We start from the raw sequence: 17,101 nt of genomic DNA on the forward strand, positions 1-17,101 counted from the left end.
GCGAATTCTGTAAACAGGGCGCCCGTTAAACCGCCCTGAAAGCCGATGGGGGCATACACCGCGACAAGAACGACCGTCATCGCCAGAATGGGTCTGCCGAGATCTTGCCCGGCTTGAACGGCAGCCTGAAACGGCGTGCTGCCTTCCGAGATGTGTCGTTCCACATCCTCCACCACGATAATCGCATCATCCACCACAAGGCCGATGGCAAGCACCAAGGCGAGGAGCGTGAGCAGGTTGATGGAGTATCCCAAAACCAGCATGATGAAAAAAGTGCCGATCAGCGATAGCGGGATCGCGATGATGGGGATGGCAACTGTGCGTGGAGAACCAATGAAGAGGAAGACCACAAACGTCACAATCACCAATGCTTCGAGAAGGGCACTGATCACCTCATCAATTGCTGCGTTGATGAAGAGACCGGAGTCGTAGACGATCCGTGCTTCCAGCCCCGGAGGCATGGCATTTTGGACTTTGGGCACGACCTCGCGCACCTGATCCAGCATGGCGAGTACGTTTGCAGCAGGCGCGGCCTGTACCCCAATGTACACTGCTGCCTTACCGGAATAGAGCACGGCCAGATCATAATCTTCAGATCCCAGCTCCACCCTGCCCACATCACGCAGGCGAATGATTGCGCCATCGCTTTCTGTGACAACAAGCTGACGGAAATCTTCAACATCAGTCAGGTTGGTGTTGGCCGTGAGTTCCACCTGCACCATCTGGCCTTTGGTGTTGCCCACACCGGAGATAAAGTCATTGCGGGCCAGAGCATTTGCGATATCCGTGCCGGTGAGGCCATAGGCGGCCAGTTTATCCGGGTACAACCATGCACGGATTGCAAAGCGTTTTTCGCCGTAAAGCTCAGCCGTTTGCACACCATCGATTGCCTGAATTTGTGGCTGGACAACACGGACGATGTAATCCGTTAGCTGATTGCGGTCGATCACATCAGAGGTGAAGCCGATGTACATGGCGTCGATGGTCTCACCGATTTGAATGGTGAGCACCGGGTTTTGCGTTTCCTGGGGGAGCTGGTCCAGTACTGAGCTGATCTGGGTATTGATCTCCGTGAGGGCTTTGTCGGCATCGTAGTTGAGCACCAGATTGACCGTGATGGTGCTGATTGTGCTGGCACTGGTCGAGGTCATGTAGTCGATGCCGTTGGCCTGCGCGATGGCTTCTTCCAGCGGGGTGGTGATGAAGCCCGCGACAGTCTCAGCGCTAGCACCGAACAAGGTGGTTGAGATGGTGATGACGGCGTTTTCCGTCTTTGGATACTCCAACACCGGCAGCAAGAAGATTGCGCGCAAACCCAGCGCCAAAATCATCAGGCTGATGGTGGAGGCCAGAACGGGGCGACGAACATAGATTTCTGTGAAACTGTTCATGGCCCACCTATTGCTCTACGGGTTTCGGGTCAGGGTCATTGAGTGGCAGCACGGAGTTGTCGATGACGACCTTGGATCCATTGCGCAGCTTAAGTTGCCCTGCACTCACCACCAGCTCATCCACCTTAAGGCCTTTTGAAATCACGATTTGATCGCCTCGTTTTGCACCGGTCTCGATAAAGCGCTGCTTGGCGGTGTAGACAGGTTTGTCCATGTGCTTTTCGTCGGTCTTGGTCAGCACATAAACGGTGATGCCGTAGGAGTTGTAGGTGATGGCCGTTTGCGGCACTGTGACCTGCTCTTTTGGCGCTGATATCACCGTTTGCACATCGACAAACATGCCCGGGATCAGCTCTTTGTTTGGATTTGCAAAGCGGCCACGCACTCTGGCGTTGCCGTTGTTGATGTCGACCTGCGCATCTAAGGCAACCACTTTGCCTTTGATGGACTTGTCCGGGTAAGTATCAGCCGAGACCTCAATTTCCTGATCGCGTTTGATGGTGCCCAGAAAACGCTGGGGTATGTAAAAATCAACGAAGAGATCATCAAGTTGCTGAAGGTTGACGTAGGACTGGGCCACATTGAGATACTGGCCAACGCTAACCTGCCGGATGCCCAAACGGCCTGAGAACGGAGCGCGGATGTTTTTCTTGGCAATGATCGCAAGCTGGTTTTGCACTTGTCCCTGAAAGTCTTTCAGACTCGACCAGTCGGAATCTATCTGCTGTTTGCTGACGGCGTTGATTTTGTACTGCTTCAGGTCTCTGTCCAGCGTTTGACGCGCCAGAGTTTCTTGAGCTTGCAAGGATTTTAGTTGCGCAATCTCCTGTGTGGTATCCAACTCAATCAGCAGCGCGCCTTTCTTGACATCCTCACCGGATGCGAAGTTGATATGGGTTACCGTGCCAGGAAGCTCAGGCGACAAATCTGTTCCCATGATTGCCACAAGCGTGCCAACTGCCGAGACTTTTTCGGTCCAGAGTTGTTTGGTGGACTTGTAGGAGGAGACTGTTTCGATCTTGTTTTGCAGACCGGATACGATTTTCCCAAGTACTCTGGATTTGTAAAGCTGGAACCCATAGAGCCCACCAAACGCTATGCCGACGCAAATCAACATAATGATCATGTGTTTTTTGGTGTTGGTTTTTTTGCGTTCACTCATGGCTGGTTCACCGGCTGGATCTGTTTGCGATTGAACGGCGGGACAGCCGAGATGATGGTCAGAGGTCTTCCATCCCTTATTGGTGCCGCATTGGGGCGGTTCCACCACCCTCCACCGAGTGCAAAGAACAGGGCGACAGTGTCTGTGAAGCGTACGGCTTGTGCCTGCACCAGATTTATCTTTGCTTGTTGGTAGGTTTGGACTGCAAGCAGCAGTGTTGTGAGGTCGATTGCGCCCAGATTGTATTGTTGCTGTGTCAGGCGCAGGCTCTTTCTTGCAGAGCGTTCGGCAGCCAGACTAGCTTTCAGGGCACGGGCATCATTCTTCAAAGCGCTGATCGCGTTGGAGGTGTCACCAAAGGCGGTCAGCACAACCTCACGATAGTTTGCAGCGGAAGACTCAAAAGCTGCAACGGCGGCTTTGCGCTGACTGTTGAGCGCTCCGGCATCAAATACGGTTTGGGCGACTGAGGTTGTGATTTGCCATGCGCCCGTTCCAGAAAAGAACAAGCGGTTGAATACTTCGGAGTCGTTGCCCGCATTCCCGGTAATCTTGAAACTCGGGAGCTGGTTGGCTAATGCAACACCGATGTTGGCACTGGCTTGCCAGAGTTGCGCCTCGGCAGAGCGGATATCTGGCCTTCGCGCGACCAGCTCAGAAGGCAGGCTTAACGGTAGTTTTCTTGGCAATTTCAGATCAGAAAGATCAAACTCCTTCACGATGTCCTGGGTGGGGTAGAAGCCGCCCAGCGTTTTGATCTGATTTTTCTGCACCACCAATTGTTGTTGGAGTGGTGGCAAAGTTGCCTTGGTTTGCTCCAGCGTTGCCAGCTGTTGCAGGACCTGACTTTCATCCACACCACCTAACCTGAACTGCGCTTGCAGGATGGCGAGTTGCCGCTGTTGTACCTTGATGATTTCTTCAGTCGCACGGATCTGCCCTCTGAGAGAGGCTTCCAGAATTACTGCATTCAACAGATTGGATGTGAGCGTCAGATGCGCTGCCTCAACCTGAAACTGCGAGTACTGAATGTTGGCGACTTGTGACTCAATGTTCCGGCGTGTGCCGCCCCAGACATCAAGCGTATAGGAGATGGCCAATGACAAGCTGTAGGTCGTGAAGAACGGGTTCAGGTTCGCAACAATCTCACTTGCTCCACCGCCACCAATAGGGAACTTCTGTCTGTTACGGCTTGCATTGCCAGTGACGGTTGGGTAGAGCCCTGCACCTGCCACGTAGGCATTTTCCTGTGCCTGTCTGAGATTGGCTTCAGCTTGAGCAATTGTGGGGCTGTTGGCGACTGCAAGGCTGACATACGTGTTGAGGGCTTTTGACTCGAACAGCTCCCACCACTCTCCCGGCAGGTCTCTTTGAGTAGAGAAGTTCTGTGAGGCTCCACCCTGAATGTCAGCGGACACAGTCGCACCGGGATCATTGCGGGTAAACTTGGCTTCTGGTGAGAGCTCTGGCCTTTTGAAATCCGGGCCTACCATGCAGGCTGACAGCAGGAAGAACAGCATAAGAGAGGAACGCCGACACACCGTAGGCGCAGGAGAACTCCTCGTCTTGCTGCAAAACCCGAACCAGACACTCAACAGTGGTGCTCCAATGACCTGTATCTTTTATTGGCGGAGAACGAAGCTGTACGCACACTCAAACACTGGCCAAGAACACGGCTGACCTTAGGGTACTTGATGCTGATTTTGCAGGTCAAACACGCTTGTGGTGTGTGCCGGGTTATCCCACGCTAATGGCGTGAGGCATCCTATTTTACCTAGTTATATTAACTAGTTAGGCTGCATATTCCATGGAGGTCACTCTTAGTGCAGGTCTGTGACACGCTCAGAAATCATGGAGAGGAGCAGTTTCTCATAGGCATCAATTGCACGTTCCTGAGAGAAATCACGTGCTCTGGTCGCCAAAGTGTCGTCAGATCTATCGCACTTCACTGCTGCGAGGATCGCTTCTGATAGTTTGTCTGCGTCACCTGATGGAACAAGCCAGCCATTGCGGACATCGCTCAATACTTCGCGGGCACCAGCGCCGCTGTCGAGCGCAATGATGGGTGTTCCCAAGGCCATTGCCCGCACCAGTTCTCCGGACACGCTGTCTTGCTGAGATGTTGAGACATACACGTTGGCCGCTCTCAGGAACCTCTCCGGTTTGGTGACTTCACCCGGCATGGTGACGATATCATCGAGCGCAAGATTGGAAGCCAGCAGCTGGAGTTCTTCCTGCTCCTCTCCCTTGCCCAACAGATACGCCCGCAGATTATCCTTGTAACGGCTGAGCGCCATGGCGCGGAGGAGTTGGTGATGGGCATGGCGACTGGACGGGGCCCCGACACTTATCACCTTGCTGGTGCCGTGCGTTTCGAACCACTCCTCTTCAATCGGCTCTGCTGCCGTTTCAAACACATTCATTTCAACGAGAGGATTGTAGATGACACTGATCTTTTCTTTGGGCACCTGCTCGCAAAGATCAACGACATGTTCGATAGACTTGAGCGTACAAATCACCCGCTCTGCTTCACGATAAATCAGCGGGACTGCTATGGTGGCTGCGCTCTTTTGGGTTTTCAGCGCAAGACGATCTGAGATGGTAACCGATGAATGGAGCGTGATCGCCACAGGCACCTTCAAACGCGAGCGTGTTTTGACGGCGGACAGGCAGGCTATGTTGCTGCCTGTGCCGTGAGAGAGAATGATATCCGGCTTCTCTTTTTCGACCAGTCTGGCAACGCCTGCTGCAGCTGCGGCGGCTCTGGCTTTTTCCAGAAAGACCGGTGTAATTCGTGGTGAGTAGTGGGAAAGGTCTCTTGGTTTGCCCGTCAGGGTAATCAGAGTGATGTTGTGTTGACGCGCAGCAAGGCCGTTGGAGACCACCTCAGTGATCTCAGTAATGTCTTCATCAAGGAAGCTTTCCTGTACTATAAAGAGCTTCATGACGCGCCCCCGGCCCACCGGTCGAACAGATGCGCCTCCAGACACTCGAAAATCTGGTTTTAAGAGCACGCACCGAAGCTCAATCTAGAAATCTACGGTGTTGTTCTCAATCTGGTTGATTTGATACCCGATTATCTCCCAATGCATTTATCAGGGTAATTCCTTACTTGGCACCCTATCTCCTGCCTATCTGGATCTGTCTGCACAAGCTTAGTGGTTTTAGTGGTTTCTACCGTGGGTATGAAAAAGAATCACATTGCTGCAGCACAATGCTTTTTTCTGCATCCCAGTGTTGATTTACCCTTTAAAAATTAGGTGCTCCCGCCTATTGTGCGCGGCAGCAAATTCAGTTCAAACGTGTAGATTAAGCCTCCTATGAACACCAAGGCCAACTATGTGCTCACCCTTTCCTGCGGAGACAGAAAAGGGATCGTAGCAGCGGTTGCAAACTCAATCGCTTCTCAAAACTGCAACATCTGTGAAAGCGCTCAGTACGGCGATGCAGAGACAGATCGCTTTTTTATGCGCATCTCTTTCAACGCACCGGACGGAATGACCAAAGAACAGTTTGAAGAGGGCTTTGGCCCTGTTGCAACAGGCTATGGTTTTGACTGGAAGGTGCACGATCTTTCCAAGAAGCCTCGTGTTCTGGTGCTGGTCTCACAGATGGGGCACTGTCTGAACGACCTGCTCTACCGCAACTCCACTGGCCAGCTGCCGATGGACCTTGTGGCGGTTGCTTCCAACCACACCAAGTATCAGTCCCGCGTTGAGCATGAGCAGATTACCTTTCACTATCTGCCAGTGACCAAAGAAACCAAAGCGGAACAGGAAGCCCAGATTGTTGATCTGGTAGAGCGCGAAAACATCGATCTGGTGGTGCTGGCGCGTTACATGCAGATTCTCTCCAATGAGCTCTGTGAGAAGCTTGCGGGCAAGGTGATCAATATCCACCACTCTTTCCTGCCAAGCTTTATAGGTGCAAAACCGTATCACCGGGCCCATGCACGCGGCGTCAAGATGGTTGGTGCCACCGCGCACTATGTAACCGCAGACCTTGACGAAGGACCAATCATCGAGCAAGACGTGAGCCGGGTTGAACACTTCCATTCGGTGAACGAACTCATCGCCCAGGGGCGTGATACGGAAAGTCAGGTTCTTGCTCGCGCTGTCCGCTATCATCTGGAGCACCGAATTCTCCTTAACGGTGACCGTACCGTGATCTTTAAATAGGACTTGCCATGAGTGAGGCTCTTATTATCGACGGCAAAGCCATTGCTGCATCTGTCACCGACGAGATTGCTGCACGTGCTGCACGCCTTGAATCTGAGACAGGTATTAAGCCGGGTTTGGCTGTTGTGATTGTGGGTGAAGACCCTGCCAGTCAGGTTTATGTACGCAACAAGGGCCGAACCGCAAAAGCATGTGGTTTCAACTCCGTCACACACACGCTATCAGCTGATGTGAATGAGGAAGAGCTTCTGACTCTTGTGACATCACTGAACGAAGATGACACCATTCATGGTATTCTGGTTCAGTTGCCTTTGCCAAAGCACATCAGTGAAAATAAGGTCCTCGATCTCATTAAGCCTGAGAAAGACGTCGACGGGTTCCACCCGATCAATGTTGGCCTGCTGGGCAGTGGCAATACTGACCGTGCACTTGTGCCATGTACTCCTGCTGGCAGCGTGTTGCTGGCAAAGAAAGCACTTGGCGATAATCTTTCCGGCAAAACCGCTGTGATCGTTGGTCGTTCCAACATTGTTGGTAAGCCGATTGCTCAGCTGCTGCTGCAAGAGCACTGCACAGTAACGATTGCTCACTCCCGCACCAAAGATCTTCCTGATGTGGTTCGTTCTGCAGATATTGTTATTGCTGCCGTGGGACGTCCGCAGATGATCAAGGGCGACTGGTTGAAGCCGGGAGCGACTGTTATTGACGTGGGCATCAACCGCATTCCAGCACCTGAAAAGGGCGAAGGCAAAACCCGTTTAGTGGGTGATGTGGCGTTTGATGAAGCACTCGGTCACACAGCTGCTATCACCCCGGTTCCACGTGGTGTTGGGCCTATGACCATCGCGATGCTGATGAGCAATACTCTGACTGCTGCACGACGTCTGATGGGGCTGGACGAGGAGCCGCCGCTCTTTGAAGCCCTGAACAGCTAGGCCATTTCGCCAGGCAGGCAAACATTCTTTGTTTTCAAGTTCGCCTGTTCAGTTAAAATAGATCCATAGATAAGGCTCCGAAACACCTTCGGGGCCTTTGTTATTTGTAATGGTGTTCAAGTTCAGATCACATCTGCAGTTTGTCTTTATTTGCATTCCCCCACCTTAATGTTCCTTTCAGCACATCTCAGGTGTTGGCAACTCGCTAGCTTCCTCTCAAGCAACGTAATTGAGGGGATGCACGATGCATCATGTGGACCGTATCGTCCCGGTTATTCGCGAGACGCTTGGTCTGCCGGAGTTGAAGTTTGACGAAGCCGGGCATGTGGCCCTGCTTTTTGAGGACAGCTTTTCTGGTGTCTTGAGCCGCATTGACGGCAACAATCTGGAATTCAGTTTCTATCTGCCGGGTCTGGACATCAACCAACCCCACATCCTGAAAGCAATGCTTGCTGCCAACTGTCTTGGCACATCGACCGCAGCCGGACGTCTGGCCATTGATGAAGACAAGATGCAGGCACTTTATTGCGAGCGTTGGTGCCTCTCTGACGTGCAGGAGGACACAGTTCCTGAGCGCCTGATCGATGCCGTTTCAACGGCTGCCTTCTGGCTTGCTGAGGGCACAAACACCTTACTTCAGAATGACTTCGTATAAACGCGTAGCAACACATTTGAGTGCTGAAAAGAACAGAATAGCTGCAAGAGGAATACTAGTCTGATCTTAACAGCAGGAAATATTTAAGCAGAAAGATTCGTCTGCTTCAGAAAAGTCGAGATAGCAATGCGTCAACTACTGGATGAACTCTTCAACGAGATCGGGCGAAGGATTGGGCTTGATGGACTGTGTTTGGATGAAGACAACACGCTCTTGCTTGGACTGGAGCAAGAACTCTTCATGACTGTTCAGTGGCGCGATGAGACGCAGACACTCTTGTTCAATGCAGTGTTGTGTACGCAGCCTTGCGATGATCAGGAGAAGATGAAGGCCCTGATGCAGACGAACTGTGTTCTCACACACGGACACGGCATGAGCTTCAACCTTGATCCGGCGACAGACCATATCAACCTGTCTCAGGTGGTTAGCATTACCGACAAATCTTCCTTCACGCTGCAAGAAAAGCTGGATCTGTTCATTAGCACATCTGCTGCCTGGCATGAGCGATTGAACAGCACTGCTCCTCTTCAAATGGACTGGCAACATTCTGCCAGTGTTGCAGCCGAGTCTTCTTTTGAAACTTTGGGTATGAGAGTATGACCAATATTAGCCTTTCACATTTTCAAAGCGCAGCCGAAAGCGCTGCTATTAGCGGTAACCTGAACCAGAAGCTGACTGTTACAGACGGCGGCGATCTGCAAACCCGTGAGGCCAGCTCCACACTCGCTGGGAAGTTGGTTTCCTGGCACAAACTGAGCTCTTCTGAAGGCACTGCCAAAGCTCAAGATCAGGGCGCATTCCGCACTGCTTTGCAAGATAAGTTTGGCAAGGAGCTTGGTGAGCAGGCTTACAAACACGCCTGCACAGCTTGCGGTTACACCGATGGCAAAGCCCACAGCCTAACGGCCGAGCAGATTACAACTGGCATTGATTTCGCTGTAAGGCATAAGCATGAAGCCGAAGCACAGAACAAGAGCATTATTGAATATTTTAAACAGAACCCAGAGCAGTTGTTGACCGTTGGTCTAACCCGCGTAAATGGCAGCAAAAACGAGATCAACAAGCTGATTGCGAACAGGACGTCCCAGGACTTTGATAACAACGTGCATGGCAAAGTAGAGCACGAGCTGGCGGGTGCGTTTAAGCAGAACCTCAGAGATAACATGAGTGACACTGAGTTAGCGAAGGTGTTGGACTTCGTGAAAAGTTATGATCCAGTCCTCGAAAATCTGCCTGCGCTGAATGGGTTACCAGAAATGGTGCAAGACACAGTAAAGTTTTCTGCGATGATCGCGAACAAAGCAGATGTTAACAAAATGCAACCCTCAAACCTTTCCATCGTATTTGGCCCTAATGTCGTAAAAGATGATAGCTTAGCCCCTATGGAGCAAATTGGTCTCATTGAGGTTGGAAACAAATTCTTTGCTGCGTTGGTTGAACGCGAGCTGCCTGACGATTACTATTTACGTATACCGAAAAACGATTAAACAAAAAAGGCCGCTGAGAGGAGAACTCAGCGGCCTTTTTTCTATTTCTCTGGCTGGATTACTTGCTTAGTTTTTCAGCCATGATCTGGATTGTTTTGACATATACGCCAGCACGGTTCCAAGAGCGGATCACCTCATAGTTAGGTGTGCCCGGTCCCCAAGGTTGACCCGGTCGCCAGCCGTAAGACATGAGGAAGTGCGCGGTGGAAGCCAAAGTATCTGAGGTGTTGTACAGCAGATCCCGTTTGCCATCGCCGCTGTAATCAATCGCGAACTTGATGTAGGAAGATGCGAGGAACTGAGTCTGACCCAACTCACCTGCCCAAGCTCCCTTCATTTCGCTCGGCTTCAAGTCGCCCTTCTGGACGATGAGCAGCGCATGATAGAGCTCGTTGCGGAAGAAATCAGCACGGCGGCAATCATAAGCCAACGTTGCTAAAGAGCGTATGGTGCTCATGTTGCCTATGCCACGACCATAGCCAGTCTCAAGACCCCAGATGGCGGTGATGATCTCACGCGGAACGCCAAATTCGTTCTCGATGCGATTGAAAAGCCGATCGTGCTTTTTCATCAACTTGCGGCCCTTATTAATGAGCGCATTGTTGACGCGGAGCTTGTAAAACTCGTCGAAGCTGAGTTTGAAAGATTTCTGGTTCCGGTCATACCCAATCACCTTGCGGTTATAGGTTATGCCATTCAAGGATCTGTTCAAAGTTGCCTTTGAAATGCCCTGAGACTGGAGTGTCTTTTTATAGGACGCCAACCAGCGGTCAAAGCCCGCCCCTGTATCGCCACAGGTTGCAGCTTGAGCAGAAGACACGCCTAGCAAAACCAGACCAGCGCCAAGTAATAGCCCGGCTTTTCTGGTTTTGAACTTAACCTTGTCAATAAATGATTCGAACACCCCAAACTCCTGCATGTTCACTAAGCAATTTTGATCGTTCTAACGAATAAAAGTAGCCAAATTGGCGGATAACTGAAAATTTTTGCAGTCCTAATATATTTATTCGCATTTTAACCTTGATCCTAACACCGGCATGTGTCCAACTAAAGGCCGTACACATAACTGTTTTCAACATGCCTGATCGTTTTGGACAACCTATAGGCGCATAATTAAGGACAAGCTAACACTTAGCTGGACTTACGCAGGGGAAGTTATGCACTTAGACGTTCACCTCAATGAGGTGAGTCTCCAGGTTGGGATTTAGTGGTGAAGACGGACTTGGGGACAGGGCAACGTAAAGGTTTCCCATTGGGATATAACGGAGGAATGGGTATGAAATCCATCAAAACCATCGCTGCAACTGCAGTATTGGCAGCAGCAATGAGCACAACTGCTATGGCAGCGGACTTTAAGCCTGCAGTTATCTTTGACATGGGCGGCAAGTTCGACAAGTCATTCAACGAAGCTGCCTATAATGGTGCTGAGGCTTTCAAGGCTGAGACCGGTATCGAGTATCGCGAATTTGAGATCTCCAACGCTTCCCAGCGTGAGCAGGCTCTTCGCAACTTCGCTCGTCGTGGCATGAACCCAATCGTAGCGATGGGCTTTGCGCAGGCTGCTCCAGTTGAAAAAGTTGCTAAAGAATTCCCAGATGTCAGCTTTGCTATCATCGACTCTGTTGTAGATCTGCCAAACGTACGTTCTGTTGTCTTTAAAGAGCAGGAAGGTTCTTACCTTGTTGGTATGATGGCAATGCTCGCATCCGAGACCGGCAAGGTTGGCTTTGTGGGCGGCATGGACATTCCACTGATCTCCAAGTTCTCCTGTGGTTACAAGCAGGGCGCACTGACCACCAACAAAGACGGTGAAGTCTTCGCAAACATGACTGGTACTACTCCAGCTGCATGGAACGATCCGGTTAAAGGCGGTGAGCTTGCTAAGTCTCACTTCGCACGTGGCGCAGACGTAATCTTTGCTGCTGCTGGCGGTACCGGCCTTGGTGTTCTTCAGGCAGCTGTTGATGAAGACAAGAAGTTCATCGGCGTTGACTCCAACCAGAACCACCTGGCTCCAGGCAAAGTGCTGACCTCCATGGTTAAGCGCGTTGACGTAGCTGTTGCAAATGCATTCATGGATGCAAAAGAAGGCAACTTCACAACCGGCATCCAGTCTCTTGGCCTTGCTGAAGACGGTGTTGGCTATGCAATGGACGAAAACAACGCTCCACTGGTTAGCGAAGAAATGAAAGCAGCTGTTGAAGCAGCTCGCGCAGACATCATTTCCGGCAAAATCACCGTTCATGACTACATGAGCGACATGGCTTGCCCATACTAAGATTTGCTTAGTATGCTGGCTTAGGTCAGATATTAGCCCCTGCCTGAATACAGGCAGGGGCTTTTTTATGCTTTACCCCACCATTGGCCTTGGGGCTTGTATATCTTCCAGATGTTCGATTGATGCTTTCAGAAGAGATATCGCTTCTTCAAAGTGCTTATGATGCGCGATCGTTGACAGGCTGACCCGCAATGCGTTGATGTCCGTGCGCGGCATAGCCTGAAAATTGCGATGTGACAGCACTTCCACGCCTCTCAAAAGAGCCGCTTGCGCCACCAGCTCCGCACTTTGCTGCTGGGGGAGATGCAGCCATGTGAAGAGTTTCTCCTCACCCCCTTGTAGCGTGTTGTCCGGAAACACCTCTTTTATGTACTGATAGCGCTGTCTGAGAACTTCTCGTTTTCTTTGCAGTGTTTCTTGCAGTTCCCCACCTGTAATCCATCTGGACACGATCTCTACATTGAGCGGGGCTGCCATCCATGTGCTTTCGCCGATGGCGTTGGCAAAAGCCGTTTTGACATTGCCCGGCACATGGATGTAACCGGTGCGCAACCCGGCTGACATGACCTTGGACGGGGAGCCAATCAGGACAGTGTTCTCGGGCACCAGCTCCAAGAAGCTCTTCTGCTTGCAAGAAATGAAGGGCGTATAGGGATCATCCTCAATGACGGTGAGGTTGTGCTTTTCAATCACAGTTGCCAGTCGCTGGCGCTCTGCGTTACTCAGTGTATGAGTTGTCGGGTTTTGTGCATTCGGTATCAGAAAAACACCGCGGATATCATGTTTGGTGCAAGCATCCTCCAGCGCTTCAGCAGACATAGCCCCCATATGCCCGTTCTCATCCCGTTCAGCTTCGATGGGTACAATTTGCAAACCCAGAGCCGGGAGAACAGACAGAATGGGCGGATAGATCATCTCGTCTACCGCAATTGCGTCGCCTCGGTTGAACATAGCCAACATGGCGATCTGAATACCGTGTTGCGCCCCACATGTAACCAGAGTCTGGCTGGCATTTGCCGGAGCGCCATAAAACTCTGAGAGAAACTGAGCGCCTATCTCCCGATGATAGAACGTTCCCTCAGACGGGCCATATTCGTTCAGGGAATTGACCAGAGGATCATCGCTCAATTCCCTGAGCATTTGACCCAGATCCGGATTTAGGTGAGCGAGGCCTAGATTGCGAGCTAAATCATAGCTCTGAATGCCTTCGGTGTTGGGCATCAGCATCAGCGGTGAATGCACATTTGCTGTCTTGGCAATGAATGTGCCCCTGCCCGTTTCTCCGCGCACCAGTTTTCTACGCTCAGCCTCAGCATATGCTCGCGTGATTGTACCGAGCGTTACTCCAAGCTGATAGGCGAGCTCGCGCTGAGGCGGAAGCTTGTCACCTTCCACAAGGCGGCCAGTTTGAATGTCTTGTTCCAAAGCCGTTGCAATACTTAGGTATTTTGGGCTTGAGAGCTTGTTTGGGTCAGGCTTCCACATTGTATTCATAACAATAAAGAGATTGATAGATACGATCGATACAATAATTTAGCACATCGTGTAGATTGTATCAATTGACTGGAATAACAATATGGATTGGGCAACACTCAGCGCATTCGCGATTTTTGTAGCCATTATGACCGGCACTCCGGGGCCGGGAAACCTCACCTTCATGGCGATTGGTGCCAGCGCGGGTTATCGCACTGCTTTTCCGGTTATCATTGCGGCAGAGCTGGGCAGCCTACTGCTCAACCTCTGTGTGGCTTTCGGACTGGGACAGTTGATGGCGCGCGGGGGACTGATGGTCAACGCATTCAAGTTTGCCTCCATGGCCTACATGACCTATCTGGCCTGGCGCATTGTGCAGTTGAACATCAAGCCAAAAGGCGAAGTTAGCTTGCCGACATTTTGGGAAGGTTTGCTCATTCATCCACTTAGCCCCAAAACCTGGGCAATGAGCCTGGTGGCGTTTACCAGCTTCTTCGCGGCCAATGGTATGGGGCTTTATGAGAATGCGGCGATCCTGACAGCTGGCTTTTTGATCGGCGGCATGATCTCTCACAGTGTGTGGGCAATGGTTGGGGTTTCAATTCTTAAGGTGATTGGCGAAGGCGTTTTGATGCGCGGCATTACAATAGCTATGGCTATCGCCATGCTTGCAGCAACTGCATGGTCCTTGCTTCTCTAATTGTTTTCACTGGTGGCGCGAGGCAAGCGCTGCCAGTGTTCCTTCCAATATACGTTCCACTTTAGGGCGGTCTGCCCGCTCCATGATGCCGATAATGGGTGCCTGCGTTTTACCCTCGTGATCCAGAATAGTCGCACCGCGGGCAAACTCTCCACCTGTTTCAACGAGTACGCCGCAAACAATAGTTCGGGCGATAACCTCAGAGTCCAACAGGGCAGCAGCTGCCAATGGATCAGGCAGAATGAGAAGGTCTTCGTGGTACCACGTCTTGCCACGCTCTCGCATGAACGTACACATATGCTCTGCAAACTTGGCTGGGATCGTATCTCCCAAACGCTCAAATATACCATCGACCACATCCCCCGGGAGGGCATCATGGAGGCTTGGTTCCCATGGAATGAGCGTTGTGTTGATCGCCTGTGAAAACACTGCCTTTGCCGCTTCCGGATCGCAAAGGATGTTGAACTCAGCTGCGGGCGTAACGTTGCCGCGTCCGTGGCAGGTTCCACCCATAGACCAGATGCGATCAACTCCTTCGACCAGATCCGGCTCCTCGCGCAAGACTTCTGCCAGATTTGTGAGTGGTCCAATGGTCAAGATCTGAAGCTTTGGCCCACCCAGCGCAGCTTTGCGCAGAACATCCCGGAGAGCATTGTGTGCTGTCTCACCTGAATGCCTCAGGAGGTGCTGAGGGCGTTCCACACCGCCTAACCCGTCTGGTCCATGAACATAAACAGCATCAATACGCTCGCCGGAAATTGGATCAGAAGCGCCTTTATGGACGGGAATGTCTGCATTGCAGATGGCGAGCGTGTCCAGAATGTTCTTTGTTGCCTGCTCCAGATCGACATTGCCGAATGTAGTCGTGATGAAGTCTATCTTCTTGCCCGAGCCGATGAGCATCATGAGTGCGATGGCGTCGTCAACACCGCCATCCGTGTCCACTGCAAAAACAAAATTATCCGGCACGTCATTCTCCTGGCACGCCTTGTTGGCAGTGCATATCCATCAATCAAGCTCAGTTTCAGCATTCTGCGTTGGTGAGCAAGCCCTCGTTTCCTCAGGTCTTCAGGCCACCCTGCTGTCATCCGTTTGTCGCGGACGATACCACGAAGGGTTATTCAAATGATTTAACTGCACATTTGTTAAACTCAGTCGGCTTGCAATATCCCCCTAGGGGGGATAATAGTGAAACATGACTGAAAAGCACACACACCAGTCCCATCCGGGAATTGTTAATCGCCTAAAACGCGCTGACGGGCACCTCAAATCCATTATCGGCATGATCGAGGATGGTCGCCCATGTGTGGAAATAGCTCAACAACTTCATGCGGTTGAGAAAGCTGTCATGCAGGCAAAGAAGACCCTGATCTACGATCATCTCGATCATTGTCTTGATGACACTGTCAACAATCCGGATGCAAATTCTGAGCAGACGATTGAAGAGTTCAAAGCAATCTCCCGTTACCTCTAGGGGGATATAGTCAACTCAAGAAAACAAGAAGCCAAAGGAGTTTCCGCGTGCTGTCCGTACTCGCGAACCGAACCTATCGCCACCTGTTTCTTGCTCAAGTCATTGCCTTGTTTGGTACTGGTCTTGCCACTGTCGCCCTGAGTCTTCTGGCGTTTAACATCACCGGAGAAGACGCTGGTTCAGTGCTTGGAACTGCCTTTGCGATCAAGATGATTGCCTATGTTGGGCTGGCCCCGATTGCAGCTGCGTTTGTTGAACGGTTGCCGCGACGTGCTGTGCTGGTGGGGCTGGATCTCATCCGTGCGGCGGTTGCTCTTGCGCTACCGTTTGTGACTGAGATCTGGCAAATCTATCTGCTTATCTTTGTGCTGCAGTCCGCTTCAGCAGCCTTCACGCCCGCATTTCAAGCGGTTATTCCTGACGTGTTGCCAGAAGAGAAAGACTACACCAACGCTCTGTCATTGAGCCGTCTTGCTTATGATCTTGAGAACCTGCTCAGCCCGACGATTGCGGCTGGCTTGCTGTTGGTGATCAATTTCCATGGTCTGTTTGGTGGTACGGTGATCGGTTTCCTCGCCTCTGCAGCTCTTGTCGTTTCCGTCACCTTGCCAAAGCTCAAACCGGTCGAGAACCAGCGCACAATCAAACGCATGACGCAAGGCACCCGCATTTACCTCAGCACCCCTCGCTTACGCGGAATGTTGGCTGTTTATCTGGCTGTCGCAGCTGGCGGGTCCATGGTGATTGTGAATACGGTGGTGATTGTACAAGGCACATTTGGCCTGCAAGCTGATGATGTTGCCATTGCTCTTGCTTGTTTTGGTGCTGGCTCCATGATCACAGCGCTCAGCCTTCCTAAAGTTCTGGAGCGTTTTAAAGACAGAAGCGTCATGATCTTAGGTGCTAGTATCATGGCCGTTTGCCTCAGCTTCGGGTTTATGTTGAGCAGCTTTACGCAGTTGCTTCCGCTCTGGTTCCTGATTGGCCTTGGCTATTCTGCTGCACAAACACCCTCAGGCCGGGTTTTACGACGCTCTGCGAGAGGTGGAGATCTTCCGTCAGTGTTTGCGAGCCAGTTTGCGCTCAGCCATGTATGCTGGCTGATTGGTTACCCAATGGCTGGCTGGGTTGGCGCTCGTTTGGGCATTCCGGTCAGTTTTCTCTTCATGGCAGTATTGGCGTGGATCAGTGTTTTCGCAGCAATGCTGCTGTGGCCGAGCAAGGATGCAAAGAAGCTGCGGCATTCCCACGAGGACCTGCCAGACAATGATCCACATTGGTCAAAGGGCGTCGACAAAGTAGGCAAGAGCCACGTGCATGAGTTCAAGATTGACGACCTACACACACGATGGCCTAGCAGCCTATAAA

At 51.6% G+C, this 17,101-nt stretch carries 16 protein-coding genes; 9 read left to right on the forward strand and 7 right to left on the reverse strand.

Going from position 1 to position 17,101, the window contains the following annotated elements:
• From PsW74_RS29565 to PsW74_RS27610, 4 genes are all read right to left on the reverse strand, one after another.
• On the reverse strand, nt 1-1,391 hold a 1,391-nt coding region (locus PsW74_RS29565), incomplete at its 3' end, for an efflux RND transporter permease subunit (protein WP_208988192.1).
• 7 nt (nt 1,392-1,398) lie between these two features.
• Nucleotides 1,399-2,553, reverse strand: a complete 1,155-nt coding sequence (locus tag PsW74_RS27600) for an efflux RND transporter periplasmic adaptor subunit (protein ID WP_063286906.1) — start codon at nt 2,551-2,553, stop codon at nt 1,399-1,401.
• Entirely contained in the window at nt 2,550-4,073 is a 1,524-nt protein-coding gene (locus PsW74_RS27605; protein WP_082830730.1) for an efflux transporter outer membrane subunit, read from the reverse strand. The genes PsW74_RS27600 and PsW74_RS27605 overlap by 4 nt, the downstream gene beginning before the upstream one ends.
• Before the next feature lie 300 nt (nt 4,074-4,373).
• Entirely contained in the window at nt 4,374-5,498 is a 1,125-nt protein-coding gene (locus PsW74_RS27610) for a glycosyltransferase (RefSeq protein ID WP_057464789.1), read from the reverse strand.
• A gap of 375 nt (nt 5,499-5,873) precedes the next feature.
• On the opposite strand from PsW74_RS27610, the gene purU reads away from it, so the two are divergent.
• The 5 genes from purU (at nt 5,874) to PsW74_RS27635 (ending at nt 9,808) form a co-directional block, all read left to right on the forward strand.
• A complete protein-coding gene (gene purU, locus PsW74_RS27615) occupies nt 5,874-6,731 on the forward strand; it encodes a formyltetrahydrofolate deformylase (RefSeq protein WP_063286905.1) in 858 nt (285 codons plus the stop codon).
• Between the two features lie 8 nt (nt 6,732-6,739).
• Nucleotides 6,740-7,666: a bifunctional methylenetetrahydrofolate dehydrogenase/methenyltetrahydrofolate cyclohydrolase gene (locus tag PsW74_RS27620; protein ID WP_063286904.1), complete on the forward strand. Its 927-nt coding sequence runs from the start codon at nt 6,740-6,742 to the stop codon at nt 7,664-7,666.
• Between the two features lie 244 nt (nt 7,667-7,910).
• Nucleotides 7,911-8,321, forward strand: a complete 411-nt coding sequence (locus PsW74_RS27625; RefSeq protein WP_063286903.1) for a type III secretion system chaperone — start codon at nt 7,911-7,913, stop codon at nt 8,319-8,321.
• 126 nt (nt 8,322-8,447) lie between these two features.
• On the forward strand, nt 8,448-8,921 hold the full coding sequence (locus PsW74_RS27630; RefSeq protein WP_063286902.1) for a type III secretion system chaperone: 474 nt from the start codon (nt 8,448-8,450) through the stop codon (nt 8,919-8,921).
• Nucleotides 8,918-9,808: a Rho GTPase-activating protein gene (locus PsW74_RS27635; RefSeq protein ID WP_063286901.1), complete on the forward strand. Its 891-nt coding sequence runs from the start codon at nt 8,918-8,920 to the stop codon at nt 9,806-9,808. Before PsW74_RS27630 ends, PsW74_RS27635 begins: the two co-directional genes overlap by 4 nt.
• Nucleotides 9,809-9,866: 58 nt before the next feature.
• Here the strand turns inward: PsW74_RS27635 and PsW74_RS27640 are convergent, their stop codons facing one another.
• Entirely contained in the window at nt 9,867-10,712 is an 846-nt protein-coding gene (locus PsW74_RS27640) for a lytic murein transglycosylase (RefSeq protein ID WP_244271721.1), read from the reverse strand.
• Between the two features lie 420 nt (nt 10,713-11,132).
• On the opposite strand from PsW74_RS27640, the gene PsW74_RS27645 reads away from it, so the two are divergent.
• On the forward strand, nt 11,133-12,086 hold the full coding sequence (locus PsW74_RS27645; RefSeq protein WP_244271724.1) for a BMP family ABC transporter substrate-binding protein: 954 nt from the start codon (nt 11,133-11,135) through the stop codon (nt 12,084-12,086).
• Nucleotides 12,087-12,158: 72 nt separating this feature from the next.
• Here PsW74_RS27645 and PsW74_RS27650 read toward each other — a convergent pair whose 3' ends face one another.
• On the reverse strand, nt 12,159-13,571 hold the full coding sequence (locus PsW74_RS27650; RefSeq protein ID WP_063286900.1) for a PLP-dependent aminotransferase family protein: 1,413 nt from the start codon (nt 13,569-13,571) through the stop codon (nt 12,159-12,161).
• Between the two features lie 91 nt (nt 13,572-13,662).
• Between PsW74_RS27650 and PsW74_RS27655 the strand changes: the two genes are divergently transcribed.
• A complete protein-coding gene (locus PsW74_RS27655; RefSeq protein ID WP_063286899.1) occupies nt 13,663-14,259 on the forward strand; it encodes a LysE family transporter in 597 nt (198 codons plus the stop codon).
• 6 nt (nt 14,260-14,265) lie between these two features.
• Here the strand turns inward: PsW74_RS27655 and PsW74_RS27660 are convergent, their stop codons facing one another.
• Entirely contained in the window at nt 14,266-15,228 is a 963-nt protein-coding gene (locus tag PsW74_RS27660) for a nucleoside hydrolase (protein ID WP_063286898.1), read from the reverse strand.
• Between the two features lie 226 nt (nt 15,229-15,454).
• On the opposite strand from PsW74_RS27660, the gene PsW74_RS27665 reads away from it, so the two are divergent.
• Nucleotides 15,455-15,733, forward strand: coding sequence for a metal-sensing transcriptional repressor (locus tag PsW74_RS27665; RefSeq protein ID WP_063286897.1), 279 nt, complete (start codon nt 15,455-15,457; stop codon nt 15,731-15,733).
• Between the two features lie 47 nt (nt 15,734-15,780).
• A complete protein-coding gene (locus PsW74_RS27670) occupies nt 15,781-17,100 on the forward strand; it encodes an MFS transporter (RefSeq protein ID WP_063286896.1) in 1,320 nt (439 codons plus the stop codon).
• The last annotated feature ends 1 nt before the right edge of the window (nt 17,101 follow it).

The organism is Pseudovibrio sp. W74, assembly GCF_001623085.1.
In the GTDB taxonomy this organism is placed as follows: Bacteria; Pseudomonadota; Alphaproteobacteria; order Rhizobiales; family Stappiaceae; genus Pseudovibrio.

Bases quoted from the DNA above. Each gene is read 5' to 3' on its own strand.
- PsW74_RS27600 (WP_063286906.1), bottom strand. From the start codon at position 2,553: ATGAGTGAACGCAAAAAAACCAACACCAAAAAACACATGATCATTATG.
- PsW74_RS27605 (WP_082830730.1), bottom strand. From the start codon at position 4,073: ATGCTGTTCTTCCTGCTGTCAGCCTGCATGGTAGGCCCGGATTTCAAA.
- PsW74_RS27610 (WP_057464789.1), bottom strand. From the start codon at position 5,498: ATGAAGCTCTTTATAGTACAGGAAAGCTTCCTTGATGAAGACATTACT.
- purU (WP_063286905.1), top strand. From the start codon at position 5,874: ATGAACACCAAGGCCAACTATGTGCTCACCCTTTCCTGCGGAGACAGA.
- PsW74_RS27620 (WP_063286904.1), top strand. From the start codon at position 6,740: ATGAGTGAGGCTCTTATTATCGACGGCAAAGCCATTGCTGCATCTGTC.
- PsW74_RS27625 (WP_063286903.1), top strand. From the start codon at position 7,911: ATGCATCATGTGGACCGTATCGTCCCGGTTATTCGCGAGACGCTTGGT.
- PsW74_RS27630 (WP_063286902.1), top strand. From the start codon at position 8,448: ATGCGTCAACTACTGGATGAACTCTTCAACGAGATCGGGCGAAGGATT.
- PsW74_RS27635 (WP_063286901.1), top strand. From the start codon at position 8,918: ATGACCAATATTAGCCTTTCACATTTTCAAAGCGCAGCCGAAAGCGCT.
- PsW74_RS27645 (WP_244271724.1), top strand. From the start codon at position 11,133: ATGAGCACAACTGCTATGGCAGCGGACTTTAAGCCTGCAGTTATCTTT.
- PsW74_RS27650 (WP_063286900.1), bottom strand. From the start codon at position 13,571: ATGTGGAAGCCTGACCCAAACAAGCTCTCAAGCCCAAAATACCTAAGT.
- PsW74_RS27655 (WP_063286899.1), top strand. From the start codon at position 13,663: ATGGATTGGGCAACACTCAGCGCATTCGCGATTTTTGTAGCCATTATG.
- PsW74_RS27665 (WP_063286897.1), top strand. From the start codon at position 15,455: ATGACTGAAAAGCACACACACCAGTCCCATCCGGGAATTGTTAATCGC.